Genomic DNA, 19,348 nt, shown 5'->3' on the forward strand with positions numbered 1-19,348 from the left:
GGGTCGTCATTTACTTCGCGACCGGGACGCTGGGCGCCGCCGGGACCGAGCTGGCCGGAGCCGTCGGCTGATCGAGGATCGAACGCTGAGCCTGGGGTGCCGCACCGCGCGAGGCGATGATCGCCAGTGCAATGCTGGTCACCATGAACAGGCCCGCCAGCCAGGCAGTCGCCCGGGTCAGCGCATTGGCAGCGCCGCGCGCCGTCATGAAGCCTGCACCGGCCCCGCCGCCGCCGATCCCAAGACCGCCGCCTTCGCTGCGCTGGATCAGAATGACGCCAACCAGCGCAAGCGCGAGCAGGAGATGAATGACCAGAAGAACTGTCTGCATGCCGTGACGCCTAATTCCCAACATGGATAACGGCCGACGATCTGCTCCAATGGCCGATGCCGTCCGTAATCTCGCTATATGATGGGCCGCCGTTGTAACCGGAATGGAGGCGGCCCGCTAGTCCCAAACGACGCAAGCCCGTGTTGTGTTACGGGCAAGCCTCTACAATGGCTAGAAAATCGGCCGCTTTCAAGGAGGCGCCGCCCACCAATGCCCCATCGACATCGGGGATCGACAGGATTTCCTTAGCGTTCTGCGGCTTGACCGAACCGCCATAGAGCAGCCGGACGCCCGGCACCGTCATGCGGCGCAGGGCGTGGTGGGCCTCGGCGATCTCTTCGCGCGACGGGGTCATGCCCGAACCGATGGCCCAGACAGGCTCGTAGGCAACGACGATCTTGTCGCTGTCCGGCAGCGAGCCCTTGATGGCCGCCTTGAGCACATCCAGCGTCTTGCCGTCCGCGCGCTCATGCAGCGTCTCGCCGATGCAGATCACCGGGATAAGGCCCGCGTCAATAGCCGCCTGTGCCTTGGCCTTCACCGTGGCGTGGTCTTCCTTATGGTACTCGCGGCGTTCGGAATGGCCGACGATGCAATAGGTCGCGCCGATTTCCGACAGCATGTTGGCGGCGATATCACCCGTGAAAGCGCCATTCGGCTTCACATGGCAATCTTGTCCACCAATCGCGATGGGGAGTTCTTTGACGTAGCGCACAAAACGCTCAACCAGGGTCGCAGGCGGGCAGATCAGCAGATCGGCCTTCGGCGCGGCGCCGCCCAGTTTGGTGCGAACTTCTTCGATAAAGCCCATGGCTTCGCCGCCATGGCCAAACATCTTCCAGTTCCCTGCGATGAGTTTCTTCATGCTACGCCCCTGTTTTTTATAGCCATATCTCCCATCCATTCGCTTTAGCACGCGCAGGCAAGGATTGTCTTGTTGCTTGAAGCCGTCCCCCCTTCTATCGTGCGGGCCAAACCGTCAAACCGGATACGAGAGTAATGCTTCAAGCCTTTCGCGGACGTGCTGCTTCCTGGATCGCCAAGATCCTCTTCTCCCTCCTGGCGCTCAGCTTCATCGGCTGGGGCGCAACCGATTATCTTGTACGCGGCCCGCAGGCCGGTCCGGTGATCGAGGTCGGGAGCACCAAGCTCGAAGCTCCCCTCGCCCAGCGTATCGTCGGCCGCGAGATCGAGGTGCTGGGTCGCCAGATGCCCGGCCTGGATCGGGAGCAGTTGAAGCGCCTCGGTCTTGTCGATCAGGCGGTCGAGCAGGTCGTGTCGCGCATCGCCCTCGATCAGGAAGTTGAGCGTCTGGGTCTTGCCGTTTCCGACGAAGCCCTGCGCCGCACCCTGACCGGCAACCCTGCCTTCCGCGCGCCCGGCGGCGGTTTCGACCGCGCCCGCTTCAATGCCGTCATCAATCAGATGGGCTATACCGAGCAGGGCTTCCTGAACGAATTCCGCAAGGACATGGTGCGCTCCTATTTGGCGCGCGGCCTCGCCACCACCGGCAAGGCCCCCGGCGCCATCGTCGATCCGCTGCTGAAATATCGCGGCGAGAGCCGGACGCCGGAACTGGCCGTCTCGCTGGCCGGTAACCCCGACGCCCTGCCCGCTCCGACAGCTGAAGAGCTGAAGAAATTCTACGACGATAACTCGAACCGCTTCACCACGGCCGAACGTCGCAAGGTCTCGCTGCTGCTGCTGTCAATCGCTTCGATCAAGGCAGAGATCGCGGTCACCGATCAGGAAGTCATCGACAGCTTCGAAGCTCGTAAGGCCGAACTGACCAGCTTCGAGAAGCGCCACGTGGTGCAGGTGCTGGTCAATGACGAAGCCAAGGCAAAGGCAATCGCCGAAGCCGCCAAGGATGGCGATCTGGCCAAGGCCGCGACCGACAATGGCGCCCAGGTGACCGAACTTGGCACGATCACCCAGACCGAATTGCCCAAAGCTTTGGGCGATGCTGCCTTCGCCCTGGCCGAGAACGCCGTCTCCGCGCCCATCCAGGCTGAATTCGGATGGACCATTGTGAAGGTCCTGAAGATCGAGCCCAAGGTTGAGCCTAACTTCGAAACCCTGAAGGCCCAGATCGCGGACGACATCAAGACCGAGCGCGGCATGGACAAGCTCTACGAGCGTTCCAACAAGCTCGACGAGACCCTGGCGAATGGCGCGAGCCTACCCGATGCCGCCGCAGCTGCCGGTCTGAAGCTGGAGGAAATTCCGGTCTTCGATCGTCGTGGTCTGAGCGATACGGGCGAGATCCTGACGGGTCTGCCGGGCCGCAATCGCATCATCGACCTCGCCTTCCAGACCCCCAGCGGCGAAACCAGCCGCCTGATCGAACTGCCGGAAGGCACCGTCGCCGCCCTGCGCGTCGATGCCATCGAGGCCACCAGCGTGCGGCCGTTCGATGCCGTGAAGGCCGATGCCGAAATCCTCTGGCGTGTCGATATCGCCACCAAGGCTGCCCGCGTGAAGGCAGAGGCTATGCTGGCCGAGATCAAGGCCGGGAAGAGCTTCGACGAAGCCGCCGCAAACGCGGGCCTGACCATCGAGGAAAAGCCCGCCGTCACCCGTGAAGGTGCAGGCGCTGGCGATGCCACCGTCTCGGCCCAGGTGCTGGCCGCGCTCTTCGGCCTTGCCAAGGTGGGCGATTCCGAGATTGCCGATCTGCCGAACGGTGCAGCGGTCGTCCGCCTGAAGTCGATCAACGCCGCTGAAGCCGACAAGCTGAAGGTGGAACGCGAAGCACTGTCCAGCGAGCTGAGCGATGGGATCGGCGGCGACGCCGCCCTGGTCTTCCAGCAGTATCTGCGCCAGCGTTACCCGGTCGCCATCGACAAGGCCCGCCTGGACAGCCTGTTCTAGGCTTAGCTCCGACCAAAAAAACGGCCCCCTCGAAAGAGCGGGGCCGTTTTTCATTTATCGCCTGCGCTGCTACTCTCTTCCCCATGGATGAGGATCTGCTGTTCTGGGGAATTGCCATCGCCGCCGGGCTTGGCGTCCTCTGGCTGATACGGCGCTCGAACAAGACCGCTCACCCGGACTCCATGGGCGATTCTGATGGCAGCCATCTCTATGACAATCGCAGCAGCAGCCCGGCCAGTACCAGCGACGACAGCAACTGTACCACCGATAATGGCGGGGATAGCTGCAGCAGCGACGATTGACCATACCAGTTTCGGTATCGGCCATGGTGTAGCTGGAATGTCGCAAGTTCTTTTGAACTACAATCACTTAACCCGTGGACAAGCGACCTCGAATCGTTTCACCTGACACCGAAATGATCAAAGGCGACTTCCCGTGACTATCAAAGACCAGCCGTTTTTCTTCTCGCTTTTCTTCGACAAGCTGGCTGACCAGATCCTGTTGTTCCTGGTGCCGCTCGTGGTCTTCCAGGTGACCGGCAGCGTTTCCTGGTCCGGTATCGCCTTTTTCATCGAAACCTTGCCGCGTTTTGGCGCCTCGCCCATCTGCGGCGCGCTCTGCGACCGGTTTTCGCCCGCCAAGATGCTGCGCATCAGCCAGACCTTCCGTGCGCTCGCCTGCGTGCTGGGGCTGGCCGGTTATTATGCCTTCGGCGGTATCGGCTGGCTGATCGGCCTGTCCGCCGTCTGCGGCGCGCTCTCGACCCAAAGCATCCTGGCCCGCGAGGCGATGCTGCCCCAGGCGTTCAAGAACCATCCCTTCCGCAAGACCGTCTCCTACGCCCAGATCGCCGATCAGGTCGGTGCCGTCTTGGGGCCGATGCTGGCGGCCCTGCTGATCGAAATCGCACCCTGGGAATATGTCGTGGCGGCCACCGCCGCCGTCTTCCTGCTGGCCGATGCCACCATGGCTTTCTGGCGCCGCCTCAGCGGTGTCGTGATCCCCGACCCGCTGGCCCCGCCGGGCCATTGGCTGCTGCCTTATAAGACCGCGCTGCACCACGTGCTGACCCTACCCGGCCTGAAGAAGCTGATCCTGCTGACCGCTGCCGTGAACATCTGCCTGGGCGTGACTCTGGCGACCTCGGCGGCGATGGTCACGGGCGTGCATGGGGAAAGCGGCGCGCATTATGCGCTGCTGCAGGCAGCGGGCGCGGCCTTGACCGTCCTGATCCTGTTTTCGACCGCCCATGCTCCCTTCACCCTGGCGGCGATGGGGATCATCGGCTATGTCGCCATCTGCCTCGGCACCGCCCTTAGCAGCTTTGCCCCCAGCTTCTGGATCTATGGCATTGGCTTTCTGCTGGTCATCGGCTTCGACAAGATGTTCAGCATCTATATCCGCACCCTGCGCCAGCAGATCATCCCGGCCCAGGACTATGGCAAGACCACCGGCCTCGTCGTCTTCCTGAACAACCTCTCCCAGCCGCTGGCAGGCCTGCTGGTCGGCATCTTCGCCGGACCGACCGCCACCGGCATGCTGATCCTCAGCCTCGCCGGACTGATGGCCGTGGTCGGGATCGCGGTGTCGATCGTGGGGGTGCGGCCAGTGAAGCAGGCGAGTTAGGCCGCGCATAAAAAGACCGCGTCATCCCGGGACTTGATCCCGGGATCTCCTGCAATGGCGGATCCCATTCGACCTAGACTTCCGGGACAAGCTCCCGGAGGAGACCCCGGTGTCAAGCACCGGGGTGACGAAGTTTATTCAGTTCTAATACCGCTCCACCATCTGCTCGATAGCGCCGAAAATGCTCCTGCCCTTACGGTCCAGCATCTCGATACGCACTTTATCGCCATAACGCATGAAGTGCGTCTTGGGCGCACCATGCAGGATGGTTTCTACCGTTCGCACTTCGGCGATGCAGGAATAACCGAGGCCGCCTTCGCTGACCGGCTTGCCCGGCCCGCCATCCGCATCGCGGTTGGAGATGGTGCCGGATCCGATGATCGTCCCTGCGCATAGCGGCCGGGTCTTGGCGGCATGGGCGACAAGCGTCGGCATGTCGAAGGTCATATCCACGCCCGCCTCTGCCTTGCCGAAACTCTGTCCATTCAGATCGACCAGCATCGGCCGATGGAGCTTGCCGCCGTCCCAACCATCAACCTCGTCCGGGGTGACCGCCACCGGGGAAAAAGCGCTCGACGGTTTTGACTGGAAGAAGCCGAAGCCCTTGGCCAACTCGTTCGGGATCAGACCGCGCAGGGAGACATCGTTGACCAACATCAGCAGGCGCACCCGATCCTTGGCTGCATCGACCGACACGCCCATCGGCACATCGTCAGTAATGACTGCGATTTCCGCCTCGAAATCGATACCATAGGCCTCATCGGCCATCTGGATCGGATCGCGGGGCCCGAGGAAGCTGTCCGACCCGCCCTGATACATCAGCGGATCGGTCCAGAAGCTGGCCGGCATCTCGGCACCGCGCGCCTTGCGGACCAGTTCCACATGGTTGACGTAGGCCGAGCCGTCGCACCATTGGAAGGCCCGGGGCAGCGGCGACGCGCAGGCCGCAGGGTCGAAAGCCACCGCGCCCACTGCCTTGCCCTCGTTCAGCGCCTGATAGACGGCGCGCAACTCGGCCTCCAGCACCTCCCACTCATCCAGGGCGGCCTGGAGGGTTTTGGCGATCTTCGGTACGGCTACTGCCTTGGACAGGTCGCGCGAGACGACAACCAGCGTGCCGTCGCGGCCGCCGGTCTTTAACGAGGCAAGCTTCACTCTGCCGCTTCCTTTTTTGGTTTCCAGCTATCGACGTAGCCCGTCCATTCCACCGCGGCGGCGGCATCGCCCACTTCCAGGGCGTCGCGCGTATCCAGCATCACCGCCACCTCGTCCGTCTCGCCGGTCTTAGTAAAAGCGGATTGCAGGGCCTTGGGATGCGGGCCATGGGTGAAGCCGCAGGGGTGCAGCGTCACCATACCGGGGTGGATATTATCGCGGCTGAAGAAATTGCCGCGATGGTAGAACAGCACTTCGTCGTAATCGTCGTTCGAATGGAAAAACGGCACTTTCAGCGCACCGGGATCGCTTTCGAACGGACGTGGCACGAAGGTACAGACGACGAAACGCCCCGCCACAAACGTCGTATGGACAGACGGCGGCAGGTGATAGCGATGGCTCATCACCGGGCGGATGTCTCGCCAATTGAGCTTCACCGGCATCAGCGTACCGTGCCAACCCACCGCGTCGAGCGGATTGAAAGGATATGTCACGGTCGACAGCTGCCCGCGCCGCTTGATAACGACCGCAGTCTCCTGCTCGCCTTGCTGATCCTTGAAGGCCTCATCGAGCGCAGGAACCGCCAGCACGCCGGGATCGAAAACCGCATGCGGCCCCAGCATCCCCTTCTCAGGCAATTGATAGGACGTCCCCGTCGCCTCGATCATCAGCAGCGAGACGGGCGCGCTGGACTCGATCCGCCACATGGTTCCGCGCGGCAGCATGATGTAGTCACCGTCGGTGAAGCTCATATGGCCATAGTCACAGAAGAACTCGCCCGCGCCCTCATGGATGAACAGCAGTTCGTCGCCGTCGCCATTGCGGACCAGGTGGTCCATCTTGCCGCCCGAGCGCCAGAAGCGCATCTGGACATGCGGGTTATGGAGCATGGTCGGTGCCTCCCAGGGGCTATCCCCTGGGTGCTGGCTTTTGCCGAAATCGAAGGCGCGGGGCCGCAGCGGCCCTTGCCAGTCGATCCAGCCGGTGGGCGGATGGGCGTGATGCATATGGGTGGCGGGGCCGAAAAACCCCTCCTTACCCAATTCCCGCTCGAAGGTGCCGTTTGGCAGGTCGCAATGCGCCTGCCGGGATGACACACCTTCGGAGCGGGGAAAGGAGATCCAGTTTTTGCTGCTCATGCGGTCAGCACCCCGCGGCGGATCTGGTCGAGTTCCATCGATTCGAACAGCGCCTTGAAGTTGCCCTCGCCAAAGCCGTCGTCGCCCTTGCGCTGGATGATCTCGAAGAAGATCGGGCCGATGGCGGTTTCGGTGAAGATCTGCAGCAGGATGCCGCCGTCCTTGGTGGGGGCGCCATCGACCAGAATGTGGTTCTTCTTCATGCGCGCCGTATCCTGGCCGTGGTGCGGCAGGCGGTCGGGCAGCATTTCATAGTAGGTATCCGGCGTGACCAGGAACTTCACACCCTTGGCCCGCAGAGCCTCCACCGTCGCGAAGATATCGTCGGACGAGAGGGCGATATGCTGGATGCCTTCGCCGTTATAAGCCTTGAGGTATTCCTCGATCTGGCTCTTATCGTCGGCGCTTTCGTTGATCGGAATGCGGATCTTGCCGCAGGGGCTGGTCATGGCCTTGGAGAAGAGGCCCGTCATCTTGCCTTCAATATCGAAATAGCGGATTTCGCGGAAGTTGAAGAGCTTGGTGTAATAGTCGGCCCAGACCGACATGCGGCCGCGATGCACATTGTGGGTCAGATGGTCGATGGAGACAAAACCCGCGCCCTTGGGATGACGCTCGGCGCCGGGAATCGGCTGGAAATCGACGTCATAGATCGAATGGTCGGGGCCGTAGCGATCGACGAGATAGATCAGGCTGCCGCCAATGCCTTCGATGGCGGGGATGTTGAGTTCCATCGGGCCGACGCGATTTTCATGCACGCGGGCGCCCTGCTCTGCCGCGCGCTTCACGGCATAGGCGGCATCTTTGACCCGGAAGGCCATGGCGCAGGCTGACGGACCGTGGATCTTGGCAAAGGCCTGGGCGAAGCTGTCCGGCTCGGCATTCAGGATGAAGTTCACATCGCCCTGGCGATAGAGTGTGACATCTTTCGAGCGGTGCTTGGCAACGGCCGTAAAGCCCATCAGTTCGAAGAAGGCCGCCATCTCGGCGGGATTGGGCGCAGCATATTCCACGAACTCGAAACCGTCGGTCCCCATCGGGTTGATATCGGTGATCTCGACCATCTCTTGAAAAATCCTCGTCTGTTATCTGACGATGCAACGATCCTTGGGCTTGGCACGCCCGCGCCGCTTCATCACAATGGAGATGAGGCGATAATAGTTTCATTTGAAACTAGATGCAAGCCGCCCGGAGCGAAGTCACCCGTATGTCCAGCCATCTCGATCTCGATCACTTCCTGCCCTACCGCCTCAGTGTGCTGTCCAATCGCGTGAGCGGCGTCATCGCACGCCTCTATGCGGAGAAGTTCGACCTGACGATTCCGGAATGGCGCGTGCTGGCGGTGCTGGGCAAATACGGCAAGCAGACCGCGACCGACGTCGCCGCCCGCACGGCCATGGATAAGGTCCGTGTCAGCCGGGCCATCGCACGGCTGATCGAGCATGAGCGCGTGCATCGCCACGTCGATCCCATCGACCGCCGCCGCCTGACCCTCGATATGACCGAAGAGGGGCGCGACATCTATGATCAGATCGTCCCCTTGGCCCTGTCGGCCGAAGCGCGCCTACTGGGCGGCGTCAATAGCGCGACCCGCAAAGCCTTTGATGCCTTGAGCACCGCGCTGACCGATGCCGTTGCCAAGATGGAAGCCGAACTCGGCGGTGGCCCGACCCTGGGTGACGACGGGGTCTAATCCGGGTCCTTGTCGTGGGTCGCTATTCCGGGCGGCAGCTCTACCCAGGAATGCCGGCGACAGCCATAGACTGACACCTGGGGGGACGGAAAATTGGGGTCGGCAAAACAGCCCGCCGCCACGCTCACGCCCCGCGCCTCATATCCTTCCTCGGTATGGAACAGGTTGGTGCCGCAGACCGGGCAGAAGCGAAAACGGAACTGCGCGCCTGCATCCCCGGTGCGGACGTACTCGCTCGCCATTCCGCGCACCTTATAGGGCGGCGCGAATCCGGCCAAGGCAGCAAAGACGCTGCCGGTCCGTTTCTGACAGGCAAAGCAGTGGCATACGCCCACACCGCGCGGCTCGCCGGCGACCTCGATACTGAGTTGGCCGCAGGTGCAGGAGGCGGTGCGGATCAAGGCATCGTTCCTCAAAGTGACGCTTCATCCTCGGACCTGATCCGAGGATCCATAGGGGGGGCCAATCTTAAGCCGGATAGATGGATCCTCGGGTCAAGCCCCAGGATGACGGGGACCTTTTTAGGGCGACTCATGAGCCATATAGATCATTTGCAAACGATTGATCGATCTGACTCATGGGTCGCAAAAGGCTAGGCGACGCTTAAGCTCTAATCTGCTTCAGGAAGCCATCCACTTCGTGGTTCAAGGCATCGGCATCTTCAGCCATTGAGCGGGCGGCGGTATTGAGGTCGGTGGCCGACTGGCCAGCCGTCTCCGCCGCTCCACGCACCATATCGATACGACCCAGCGCATCGCCGGTATTGCCTGCCGCCTCATCGACAGAGCGTGCGATTTCCTGCGTCGCCGCACCCTGCTGTTCGACGGCAGCGGCGATGACAGAGGAGATCTCGTTCAGTTCGGTGACGGTCTTGGCGATCTGCGAAATCGCGCCCACCACCGCGCCGGTCGAAGATTGCACCGCCGCGATCTGCTGGGAGATTTCTTCGGTCGCCTGCGCTGTCTGGTTGGCGAGGTTCTTCACCTCGCCCGCCACCACTGCAAAGCCCTTGCCCGCATCGCCAGCACGGGCAGCTTCGATGGTGGCATTCAGCGCCAAGAGGTTGGTCTGAGCAGCAATACCGTTGATCAGCTTAACGACTTCATCGATCCGCTGGGCCGACTGCGAGAGCTCGGTAACGGTATTCTGCGTATCTTGCGCGTCGGTGACCGCCTTCTGCGTTGCGTTGCTGGAACGTTGAACTTGGGTTCCGATCTCGCGGATCGAGGACAGCAACTGCTCTGCTGCGGCCGCCACCGTATGCACCGAATGGGTTGCCCGCTGCGAGCTATCCGCCGCCGCCGATGCTTCGCGCATCGTATCATCAGCCGACTGCCCCACGGTTTCCGCCGTCCGGCGCAGACCCTGAACCGCATTGGTCACCCGGTCGACCACCTGTTTGACGCTGGCTTCGAAACCATCGGCCATTTCCAGGCGGGCCTGACGGCGTTCGGCAATCGAACGATCGCGCGCAGCTTGCGCTTCGGCCTGGGCATTGGCGATTTCCGAGGCGTTGGAGCGGAAGACCTCCAGCGCCTGTGCCATCTCGCCCACTTCATCCTCGCCGGACACATTGGTTGCGACATTCAGATCGCCACCGGCGATCTTGCGCATCGCATCCGCCAGCAGGGTCAGGCGCGCCACGATCCGGCGACCGACATAAAGCCACACGATTAGCACGGCCAGAATCAGCGACCCGATCACGATGACCCACAGCAGGTTCTTCGCCTGGACTGCTGCTTGCTCCACAGCCACACCAGCCGCATCGGCCTGAGCGCGGGCAGAGGCTGACAGCGCTTCCGCCGCCGCCACCATGCGCGTGGCGCGCTCCGACGTATCAGCCACCGCCGCTGCCGAGAAGGAGATCAGGTCCAGCTGTTCCCGTCGCAGGGACGGCAGGCTCTCAGCCCCTTCGGCAAAAGTCATCAGCTTCTGCGCCGCCAGGACGATGGCACCATAGGTATTGATATCCATCGTTTTTACGATGTTTTCGATGGCATCGGTGCCTTCCTGGATCTGGGCCTCCAGGTTATTAATCCGGTCGCCCGAATCTGCCGAAGCCGATTCTGCCAGCAGACTGACCAGATAATTGGTGCTGGCCGACAGCTGCAGGAGCCGCTGGTAATTAGCGATATCCTTGCCGATGAAGGTCTTCATCGCTTCTTCGATGGTGTAGGACAGATCGCGGCCACGAATGACGATGCTGGCACGGGTCCCTGTGATCGCCGGCCCAAGCGACTGATCAACGACGGCATATTCCTTCTGGGCCTTCGCCACTCGCTCTGCCACCGATTTCTGCGCGGTTGCCCGCTCATCAGCACTCTTTGCCGGATCCACGCTGGCGCGCATCACGTCGAAGATATCCACTGGCTCCGATAGGGTCGATGCCAGTTGGCTCATCTTCTGGCCAACCGCCTTCAGCTTGACATCCTCGCCCTGCTGCAGCACCTGCCCGGTCTGCGAGAGCTGAAGCAGCGCCGGAACATAGTCCGTCCAGGCGGCATAGACGCTCGCGACATCCGTCGCCGTTGCGCCCGTCTGCACCAGTTGCATCAGCTTGACCGAGTTGCGGCCACTTTCGAGCAGGGGGATCAGCACCTGGACGAAACTGTCCAGAACGCCGGTAATCTCATAATCCGCCGTCTGGGGGAGATCCTTAGCGGCCAGCGCCAGAACCTGGATCGCGGATTCGCTGGGGCCGAGCACTGCCAGGGCAAAATCTTCGCGCGTCACATTCAGCGAGGCGATACGGGCATCGCGCTCCGCCGTCTTCGCCAGACGCTGACGCACCAGCTGTTCCAGCTTCTTTTCGGCGATATCGAGGGCATTGAGTTCAGCCGCAAAACTGGCGGTATCGAACATCTTGCGCGCTTCCAGCGCTGCCAGCGCGGTCTTAAGGCGCTCCATCGCCTCAACGAGGACGGTAATCGCCTTTGTGCGCTCTTCCTCGTTTTCGACACGGGCTAGGCGAGCCGCCGCCGCAGCAACATCGGCCGTTGACAATTGCAGGAGAGCCACGCCGGTGACGGCAGGCATCTGCTGCGCCGTTACAGCATGTGTCTGGTTAGAAACGGACTGGGTCGACCAAAGGCCGACGCCCGCGGCAATCAGAGTCGTAGATACGACTGCCGCAAACGCAACCATAAGCTGCGCGCGAATTCCGAAACGCATGATAGTTTCCCCCAATCGGCGTTGCCCCCGCCGTTGGAACTAGCGTCGCTTGGAACCCCTGACACGTCAACGTCACATATTCACAAAGGGAATGAATTTTCCGCCTGTTCCATTAACCAAACCTTGAACATTCGCAGGTTGGAGTTGCGTTCGGCCCCACTCCGGTGCAGCAGGTAATAGCCACCGGCTTCGGAAAAGAGGTCCGGAACGGCTTGGATCAAACGGCCGGACCGCAATTCGGCGTCGATCAGAAACAGCGGGATGAGGGCGACACCCATGCCCGCAGCCGCCGCCTCCGCCAGCATGAAAAAATGCTCGAAGCCCTGGGCGCGTGACAGATCCGGGGCCGCGATGTCATGGTACTTCAGGAAGTTGCTCCAAGCGTCGGGCCGGGTCGTATGCCGCAACAGCCGCTGCCCCGGCAGATCCTTGACGCTTCGGATCGGGGGAGCGTGGCGCAGGAACTCCGGCGAACAGATGACACCCACCGCCTCCCCCATCAGGAGATGGGCTTCCGCCCCTGGGAATGGTGGCGCGCCAAAGCGGATCGCCATATCGCAGGCCAGGGTATCGAGATCCGCCGCGCCATCCCCGGCCGTCACCTCTACGTGCACCTCCGGATGACGGGCCTGGAAATCGGCAAGGCGGGGCACCAGCCAGCGCAGGGCCAGGGTCGGCAGCACATTGATCGAGAGTTTCGCGCCCTGCCCGCGTGGTCGGACATCGTCACTGGCAGCGGCAATCTCCAGCAGCGCGGCACTGATCCGCCGGTGATACTCGGCTCCGATCCGGGTCAGCTCGATGGATCGGCCACGCCGGGTGAAAAGCGCCACGCCCACTTCGCGCTCAAGGCTCTGCACAAGGCGACTGACGGCCCCTTGCGTGACATTCAGTTCCGCCGCCGCCGCGGTGAAACTGAGATGTCTGCCCGCGCTGGCAAAACTGCGGATGGCATTGAGGGAGGGAAGAGGATTTTTCATGAGATAATCTCATGAATCAACGCCAAGAACTCGTTTGTCAATCCGCGCTTTGTAGCCTTCAATGGGAATAGCCCAGCCGCTTACTCCTGAGAGGATCTCATGCCAGGCCTTCGTCCCTTCCATATCGCCTTCCCCGTCGACGACCTTGCCGCCGCCCGCCATTTCTACGGCACGGTCCTGGCCTGCCCGGAAGGGCGCAGTTCGGATGAATGGATCGATTTCAATCTCTATGGCCACCAGATCGTCGCCCATCTGAAGCCCCGCAAACCCGGCTCCGCATCGGACGAGCACCATAATGCCGTCGATGGCCATGCCGTCCCCGTACCGCATTTCGGCGTCGTGCTGGAGCTGCAGGACTGGGAAGAAATGGCCGAACGCCTGAAGGCCGCCGGGACCAAGTTCGTGATCGAACCTTATGTCCGCTTCCGCGGTCAGGTTGGCGAACAGGCGACCATGTTCTTCCATGATCCGGCCGGTAACGCCTTGGAATTCAAGGCCTTCAAGGACCTGTCGTCGCTGTTCGCAAAGTAAGGTTAAAGCAGCCGAAGATAGTTTCTATTGACGGCTGCTTCTCCTTCTGCGGGCAAACTGATACAAGGCCCATCGGAGGATGGGCAATGCAAATACCAACCTGGCAACGTCGCAAAATGTCGGCGGAAAAACGAAAAGCCCTCGAACTGGCGGAACAACAGGTACCGCCGGCTCAGAAGTTTGCCTCGCAGGGGTATACCTACCTTCATCCCTTTGCCTGCTTTAGCTGCCGGAAAAGCTTCAAACGGGCCAGCCAGACCAGGGCCGTTCTGCCGTGCCCCAATTGCGGCGGCCCTAGCATCGGCCTCACCAGAAAATTCAAACCCCCAAAACAGTCCGATCTCAGGCAGTGGGCCAAGGTGGAAGCTCTGGTCCGAAACGGCTTTCTGTTCTGGGGTCATCTCGGCACCTATCCGGAAACCTTGCGGGAAGTAGAGGCCTTTTCGATCAGGAATGCCGGTTTCGCGATACGACAAAGGCATCGCGATCTCGCTCAATTTCTCGAAATCGAAGCAGCTTTTGACGAGATAGGCCGCCGCCGGTCAGTCACCTAATCCCGATACCGCTGCTGTTTCCAGGGATCGCCGCGTTTGTGATAGCCGCGCCCTTCCCAGGTGCCATGGGCGTAGGTCTCCATGAACCAGAGCTGCTTCACCCACTTGGCGCTTTTCCAGAAATAGAGGTGCGGCACCACCAGCCGCACGGGCGCCCCATGGTCACGCGTTAAAGGCTCACCGTTCCAGTGGGTAGCCAGCACGACGGTATCGCGGTCGAAATCCCCGATCTCGATGGGTGTGCCGTAGCCATCCTCCGACCGCGCCATGACAAACTTCGCGTAAGTCCTGGCGCGCACCGCCTGCACGATGGCGCTGCCCGGCACCCCGCGCCAGACTTGCTTGCGGACCGACCAGCCGGTGACGCAATGGATATCCTCGGTCACCTCCACCGTCGGCAGCTTATGGAACAGCTTCCAGTCGAAGGTCAGCGGCCGCGCCACTTCGCCGCCCACCACCAGCTTCCACAGATCGGGACGCACCACGGGCCGGGTGCCGAGATCCAGGACCGGCGCCTCTTTCACCCACTTCTGTCCCGGCGGCGCACGCTCGTCGCCCTGGCGCCCGATAAGCTTGCGCTCCTCGGCAGCGCGGGTCTTCAGCTCGAACATTCTGTCGTTATAGGCATTCATGAGGGCGGCTTTCCTCGGGCTCGACAGCATGATATGTGGTGCCGCCATGAATTACCGCCATGCCTATCACGCCGGAAATTTCGCCGACGTATTCAAACACGCCGCTCTCACGCTGCTGCTCCAGTCCCTGCACAAGAAGGACAAGGGCATCTGCGTCATCGATACCCATGCCGGGATCGGTCGCTATGACCTGACCGGGATCGAGGCGGGAAAGACGCTGGAATATCAATCCGGGATCGAACGGGTGATGGCGGCCGAAGCCACTCCGCGCCTTGCCCCCTATCGCGAGATCGTCGCGGGCATGAACCCGGATGGCTCGCTGCAGCATTATCCCGGCTCGCCCTGGATCACCCGCACCCTGGCCCGCCCCCAGGACCGGATGGAGCTGTTCGAGCTGCATCCCGCCGATGCCGAGACCCTGGCCGAGGTTTTCGCGGGTGACGAAAGCGTGCAGGTCCGCGCCAAAGAAGGTTATCAGGGTGCCCTTGACCGCCTGCCCCCGCGTGAACGGCGCGGGCTCGTCCTGGTTGACCCGCCGTTTGAGAAGACGGATGAGTTTCCGACTCTGGTGGAATGGCTTGCCTATGCCTATCGCGCCTGGGCCACCGGCATCTTCATGCTGTGGTATCCGGTGAAAAGCCGGGGCGAGGTGGAGCAGTTCCTGGATGCCCTGCGCGACCTCGGCATTCCCAAGACGCTGCGGGCCGATTTCCTGCTCGGCACCGGGCCGGAGCGCGATGGTACTTTCCACGGATCGGGCCTGATCCTCATCAATCCGCCCTGGCAATTGGATGAAGCGCTGAAGGAACTCGGCGAAGAACTGAAAGCCGTCTTGGCTCAGCCGTCGGCGCTGTGCCGGGTCGACTGGCTGGTGGATGAAGACGGGCTCGTCCTTTAGACGAGCCTATTCCTTCGAGTTTGGCGGCAACGCCGCCGGGCTCGTCCTTTAGGCGAGCCCTATCTCAAACGTTTGGCGGCAACGCCGCCGGGCTAGTCGTCTGAACCAGCGGCTTGATGATCAGGGGCCAGAGGTACATCGGCACCTGGGCGATAGCGAAATAGAGCGTCACATCGGCGGGTGCCCCTGCCCCCAGACCTGCCCAGACCAGCCCCATGTTGCGGTTGCCTGACACCAGGGCATAGCTCCAGGGGTCGAGCGGCCTGAAGATCAGAGCCGCCCCGAAGGTCAGCACCAGATTGGCGACAAAAGACGCCCCCAGGTAAAGCGCGGCTGTCCCAGGGCTGTCGATGATGACCCAGGTGACGCCATCCATGATCGCGATGGCGAACAGGATCAGGATGACAACCGAGATCGCGGCAATAGTGTCCTTCCCGGCCGCAAGGCGCACCGGGCCTATAACTCGCCGTAATACAATCGCCAGCAGCGCGCTGCCGCCGACCACAAAGGCCAGACGCTGAAACACGATCAGCGGCGACAGATCGACGGCAATCCCCGCCAGTTCCAGTGCGATCCAGGGCAACGTGAGTGGCACCAGCAGGGTCCCCAGCACCGCCGTCATCAACGCCAGGGCGACATCCAGCCCCAGCAGCCCGGCAATCACCGTCGTCGCCGTGATCGGCGGCGCGGCGGCCATCAGGATGATTGCGCTTTTCAAGGCAGCAGGCAGCGGAATAGGCGCCAGCAACAAGGCCATGGCGGGCGCGCTGAGCAGCAGGCACCAGACCAGAGACGCGGTCAGGCGGCCTGGCTTGCGAAGGCGCTGGGTCAGTTCCGCCCAATCGACCCGCATCATCGCCATCACGGTGACGGCAACGATCAGCGCATCCAGGAAAGGCCGCAGCAGGCTTGCCAGCCAAGGCAGGGCCAGTCCGATAAAGACACCGGCCGCCAGGGCATAGGAGGCATAGCGGGCGATGAAGGTGATCACGGCTTCAGCAGCGTTTCGACGGCCTTGCCTATGGTCAGGATACGATGGTCGGAAAAAGCGCCGCCCGCGATCATCAGCGAGGTCGGAGCACTACCCGGCTCCATCATCGGCAGGGCCAGGCCGCAGCCGTCCAGCACATTGATGGTGGCGGCATTGCGCAGCGCGAGGCCGTTGATCCGGGTGAATTCCGCATCATCCTCCTCGATCGAGGCGATGGTCGGCGGAATGATGGCCGCCGTCGGCATCAGGATAGCATCCACCTCGGCTAGGATCGGCGCCCAGGCAGCCTGATAGGCCCGACGGGCAGCGAGGCAATCGAGATAATCGGCGGCACTCATGTCCCGGCCCGAATGGAGACGATGGCGGATGCGGCGGTCATAAAGCTCGCCCTTTTCCTCCAGCAGCCCACGATGCCACGTCCAGGCCTCGGCGCCGACGATGCCGCCCTTGGCGGCGGCGGCCATGCGTGCTTCCCAGCCGGGGAAGATGCCTTCGCTGAAGACGGCTCCGGCCTTCGACAGAAGATCCAGAGCCCTCTCGAAATCGGTAGCCACCTCCGGCGACAGGTCTTCGAGCACCTGGGTCGTCGGAACGAAAAAGCGCAAGCCCTTGATTCCAATCGACTGCAAGGCACGCGGCGTCTCGCCCGCCAGCACCGCATCGGCAAGCGCGCAGAGATCGACCGACTTCGCCAACGGTCCGATGCTATCGAGCGAGGTCGAGAGCGGCAGCACGTTGGCCGTCGGCACCCGCGCCGCCGTGGGCTTGAAGCCGACAACGCCATTCATCGCCGCCGGGACACGCACCGATCCGCCGGTATCCGACCCCAGGCCGATATCGGCCATGCCATCGGCAACCGAGACACCGGCGCCGCTGCTCGATCCACCCGGAATACGCCGGTTGTTCTTGCGATCCCAAGGGGATGCGGGCGTTCCATAGTGCGGATTATGGCCAACGCCGCTATAGGCGAACTCGCTCATGCCCGTGCGGCCAAGGGCGATGGCTCCGGCCTGACGCAGGCGGGAAACGGCAGGACAGTCTGCCGTCGCCGGAGCAGCGCCTTTCAGCGCAATGCTGCCCGCAAGGCTCGCCTCGCCCGCGACATCGAACAGATCCTTCACCGACAAGGTCAAGCCCGCCAGTGGACCCAGCGGCCCGCCTGCTTTGCGCAGGGCGTCCTGGGCGGCGCCTTCGGCTTTCGCACGGTCGGCGGCAACACTCATGAAGGTGAATTTGCCCTCGCCGCTGGGGTCGTTGATGCGGGCAAGGCTCTGTTCGACGGCAGCAAGCGAGGACATGTCGGCTCCTAGGTCAGACGATTTCCCAACGGACATCCTCGCCCGCCAGATAGGGCACCAGATGCTGGTCGGCGGCGGGAATGGTCGCCGCAACGAAACGGCTGCCGGGGCGCAGGGTGATCCGCTCCTCGTTCAGCGGCAGGCCATAGAAGTTCGGACCATTGAGGCTGGCGAAGGCTTCGAAATTATCGAGCTTGCCCTCTTCCGCGAACACTTGGACATAGGCTTCGACGGCGGCAGGCGCGGTGAAGAGACCGGCGCAGCCGCAGGCGTTCTCCTTGGCCTTGGCCAGATGCGGGGCGCTATCGGTCCCAAGGAAGAAACGCGGATCGCCGGAAGTCGCGGCATCCCGCAGGGCAAGGCGATGTTTCTCGCGTTTGGCGACCGGCAGGCAATAGAAATGCGGACGGATACCGCCCTGGAAGATGGCGTTGCGGTTGAAGGCCAAGTGATGCGCCGTGATGGTGCAGCCCATGTTCTTGGGGCGCGAGCGCACAAAATTCACCGCTTCCTCGGTCGTCGCATGTTCCAGCACGATCTTGAGATCCGGTAGGGCTTCGACCAGCGGGGCCAGGATTTCGCTCAAGAACACCGCCTCGCGGTCGAAGATATCGACATCCTGATCGGTCACTTCGCCATGGATCAGCAGCGGCATGCCGATCTTCGCCATTTCGGCCAGGGCGGGCATGATCTTCTTGATGTCGGTGACGCCATGGGCGCTGTTGGTCGTGGCCTTGGCGGGATAGAGCTTGGCGGCAACCCAGGCGCGGCTCTCGAAGCCCTTACGCAACTCGGCCGGATCGATGCCATCGGTCAGATAGGCCACCATCAGCGGCTCGAACTTAACGCCCGCCGGAACCGCAGACAGAATGCGGTCGCGATAGGCCACAGCCTCCGCCGCCGTCGTAACCGGCGGAACAAGGTTCGGCATGGCGATGGCGCGGGCAAACTGAGCAGCGGTAAAAGGCACCACGGCCTGCATCATCGCGCCGTCGCGGAAATGCACATGCCAATCGTCGGGGCGGCGGATGGTGAGGCTTCTGGACATCGATATCTCCCTTGGACCGGGCGAACAAAGCCCGTCGGGGAGGTCCTGTCAAGCAGTGGGGGCGTCGGCCTTGCTGCGGCCCAGGATCACGGCACCCACGATGATGCAGCCAAGCCCCGCGAACTTCAGAAGCCCCACCGGCTCGCCCAGCACCAGCATTCCGCCCAGGGTCGAGGATACCAGCGACAGGCCGATGCCGACCGGATAGCCGATGGACAGCGGATTGCGCGCCAGCGCCACGACCCAGAGGCCGAGACCGCTGAAATAGACAAAAGCTGCGCCCGCCAGTGGCAGCAGTATCAAAGGGTCCGAGGCCCAGGCGCCGACAGGCGGCAGCCCCGGCGCGGTCTTCTTGATCAGGATAAGCCCGGTGGTCGTCACCAGCGCCATCACGACATAGATCAGCATATCGACCGGCTTCATGGCC

Annotated in this window: 20 protein-coding genes; 7 read left to right on the forward strand and 13 right to left on the reverse strand. The window is 62.4% G+C overall.

Annotation, left to right across the window (positions count from 1 at the left end; all coding sequences use genetic code 11):
* Positions 1–10: 10 nt before the first annotated feature.
* Both secG and tpiA read right to left on the reverse strand, forming a co-directional pair.
* Entirely contained in the window at positions 11–331 is a 321-nt protein-coding gene (gene secG, locus ACFSM5_RS10135) for a preprotein translocase subunit SecG (protein WP_379876228.1), read from the reverse strand.
* 148 nt (positions 332–479) lie between these two features.
* On the reverse strand, positions 480–1,196 hold the full coding sequence (gene tpiA, locus ACFSM5_RS10140; protein ID WP_379876229.1) for a triose-phosphate isomerase: 717 nt from the start codon (positions 1,194–1,196) through the stop codon (positions 480–482).
* Between the two features lie 134 nt (positions 1,197–1,330).
* On the opposite strand from tpiA, the gene ACFSM5_RS10145 reads away from it, so the two are divergent.
* The 3 genes from ACFSM5_RS10145 (at position 1,331) to ACFSM5_RS10155 (ending at position 4,831) form a co-directional block, all read left to right on the forward strand.
* Positions 1,331–3,205: a peptidyl-prolyl cis-trans isomerase gene (locus tag ACFSM5_RS10145; protein WP_379876230.1), complete on the forward strand. Its 1,875-nt coding sequence runs from the start codon at positions 1,331–1,333 to the stop codon at positions 3,203–3,205.
* 83 nt (positions 3,206–3,288) lie between these two features.
* Complete coding sequence (locus ACFSM5_RS10150) at positions 3,289–3,507, forward strand: hypothetical protein (RefSeq protein WP_379876231.1); 219 nt, start codon at positions 3,289–3,291, stop codon at positions 3,505–3,507.
* A 133-nt stretch (positions 3,508–3,640) separates the two neighbouring features.
* Positions 3,641–4,831 (forward strand): MFS transporter, encoded by a 1,191-nt coding sequence (locus tag ACFSM5_RS10155; protein WP_379876233.1) that lies wholly within the window; start codon positions 3,641–3,643, stop codon positions 4,829–4,831.
* A gap of 144 nt (positions 4,832–4,975) precedes the next feature.
* On the opposite strand, the gene ACFSM5_RS10160 is transcribed toward ACFSM5_RS10155, so the two are convergent.
* From ACFSM5_RS10160 to hppD, 3 genes are read right to left on the reverse strand one after another with little or no spacing between them, the layout of a single operon-like run.
* Positions 4,976–5,986 carry a fumarylacetoacetate hydrolase family protein gene (locus ACFSM5_RS10160; RefSeq protein ID WP_379876234.1) on the reverse strand — a complete coding sequence of 337 codons (1,011 nt, stop codon included), beginning with the start codon at positions 5,984–5,986 and terminating at the stop codon, positions 4,976–4,978.
* Positions 5,983–7,125, reverse strand: a complete 1,143-nt coding sequence (locus ACFSM5_RS10165; RefSeq protein WP_379876235.1) for a homogentisate 1,2-dioxygenase — start codon at positions 7,123–7,125, stop codon at positions 5,983–5,985. The genes ACFSM5_RS10160 and ACFSM5_RS10165 overlap by 4 nt, the downstream gene beginning before the upstream one ends.
* On the reverse strand, positions 7,122–8,189 hold the full coding sequence (gene hppD, locus ACFSM5_RS10170) for a 4-hydroxyphenylpyruvate dioxygenase (protein ID WP_379876236.1): 1,068 nt from the start codon (positions 8,187–8,189) through the stop codon (positions 7,122–7,124). Before hppD ends, ACFSM5_RS10165 begins: the two co-directional genes overlap by 4 nt.
* Positions 8,190–8,302: 113 nt before the next feature.
* Between hppD and ACFSM5_RS10175 the strand changes: the two genes are divergently transcribed.
* A complete protein-coding gene (locus tag ACFSM5_RS10175; protein ID WP_379876237.1) occupies positions 8,303–8,818 on the forward strand; it encodes a MarR family winged helix-turn-helix transcriptional regulator in 516 nt (171 codons plus the stop codon).
* Here ACFSM5_RS10175 and ACFSM5_RS10180 read toward each other — a convergent pair.
* The 3 genes from ACFSM5_RS10180 to ACFSM5_RS10190 form a co-directional block, all read right to left on the reverse strand.
* Positions 8,815–9,234 carry a GFA family protein gene (locus tag ACFSM5_RS10180; protein ID WP_379876238.1) on the reverse strand — a complete coding sequence of 140 codons (420 nt, stop codon included), beginning with the start codon at positions 9,232–9,234 and terminating at the stop codon, positions 8,815–8,817. The two genes, ACFSM5_RS10175 and ACFSM5_RS10180, sit on opposite strands and share 4 nt — an antisense overlap.
* A gap of 187 nt (positions 9,235–9,421) precedes the next feature.
* The gene (locus ACFSM5_RS10185) at positions 9,422–11,989 is read right to left on the reverse strand and encodes a methyl-accepting chemotaxis protein (RefSeq protein WP_379876240.1); all 2,568 of its coding nucleotides are present in this window, start codon (positions 11,987–11,989) and stop codon (positions 9,422–9,424) included.
* 80 nt (positions 11,990–12,069) lie between these two features.
* Positions 12,070–12,969, reverse strand: a complete 900-nt coding sequence (locus ACFSM5_RS10190; RefSeq protein WP_379876241.1) for a LysR substrate-binding domain-containing protein — start codon at positions 12,967–12,969, stop codon at positions 12,070–12,072.
* A gap of 99 nt (positions 12,970–13,068) precedes the next feature.
* On the opposite strand from ACFSM5_RS10190, the gene ACFSM5_RS10195 reads away from it, so the two are divergent.
* Positions 13,069–13,500 (forward strand): VOC family protein, encoded by a 432-nt coding sequence (locus tag ACFSM5_RS10195; protein ID WP_379876242.1) that lies wholly within the window; start codon positions 13,069–13,071, stop codon positions 13,498–13,500.
* Between the two features lie 86 nt (positions 13,501–13,586).
* Positions 13,587–14,054 carry a hypothetical protein gene (locus ACFSM5_RS10200; protein ID WP_379876243.1) on the forward strand — a complete coding sequence of 156 codons (468 nt, stop codon included), beginning with the start codon at positions 13,587–13,589 and terminating at the stop codon, positions 14,052–14,054.
* Here ACFSM5_RS10200 and ACFSM5_RS10205 read toward each other — a convergent pair.
* Positions 14,051–14,734, reverse strand: a complete 684-nt coding sequence (locus ACFSM5_RS10205) for a molybdopterin-dependent oxidoreductase (RefSeq protein ID WP_379876244.1) — start codon at positions 14,732–14,734, stop codon at positions 14,051–14,053. The two genes, ACFSM5_RS10200 and ACFSM5_RS10205, sit on opposite strands and share 4 nt — an antisense overlap.
* On the opposite strand from ACFSM5_RS10205, the gene ACFSM5_RS10210 reads away from it, so the two are divergent.
* Positions 14,733–15,584: a 23S rRNA (adenine(2030)-N(6))-methyltransferase RlmJ gene (locus ACFSM5_RS10210; RefSeq protein WP_379876245.1), complete on the forward strand. Its 852-nt coding sequence runs from the start codon at positions 14,733–14,735 to the stop codon at positions 15,582–15,584. The two genes, ACFSM5_RS10205 and ACFSM5_RS10210, sit on opposite strands and share 2 nt — an antisense overlap.
* A 64-nt stretch (positions 15,585–15,648) precedes the next feature.
* Here the strand turns inward: ACFSM5_RS10210 and ACFSM5_RS10215 are convergent, their stop codons facing one another.
* From ACFSM5_RS10215 to ACFSM5_RS10230, 4 genes are read right to left on the reverse strand one after another with little or no spacing between them, the layout of a single operon-like run.
* A complete protein-coding gene (locus ACFSM5_RS10215) occupies positions 15,649–16,575 on the reverse strand; it encodes a hypothetical protein (protein ID WP_379876247.1) in 927 nt (308 codons plus the stop codon).
* A complete protein-coding gene (locus tag ACFSM5_RS10220; RefSeq protein ID WP_379876248.1) occupies positions 16,572–17,873 on the reverse strand; it encodes an amidase in 1,302 nt (433 codons plus the stop codon). The genes ACFSM5_RS10215 and ACFSM5_RS10220 overlap by 4 nt, the downstream gene beginning before the upstream one ends.
* A 13-nt stretch (positions 17,874–17,886) precedes the next feature.
* Positions 17,887–18,921, reverse strand: coding sequence for a dihydroorotase (gene pyrC / locus ACFSM5_RS10225; RefSeq protein ID WP_379876249.1), 1,035 nt, complete (start codon positions 18,919–18,921; stop codon positions 17,887–17,889).
* Between the two features lie 48 nt (positions 18,922–18,969).
* Positions 18,970–19,344, reverse strand: a complete 375-nt coding sequence (locus tag ACFSM5_RS10230) for a DMT family transporter (protein WP_379876250.1) — start codon at positions 19,342–19,344, stop codon at positions 18,970–18,972.
* Between the last annotated feature and the right edge of the window lie 4 nt (positions 19,345–19,348).

The organism is Lacibacterium aquatile (assembly GCF_042683105.1).
Classification (GTDB): Bacteria; Pseudomonadota; Alphaproteobacteria; order Elsterales; family Elsteraceae; genus Lacibacterium; species Lacibacterium aquatile.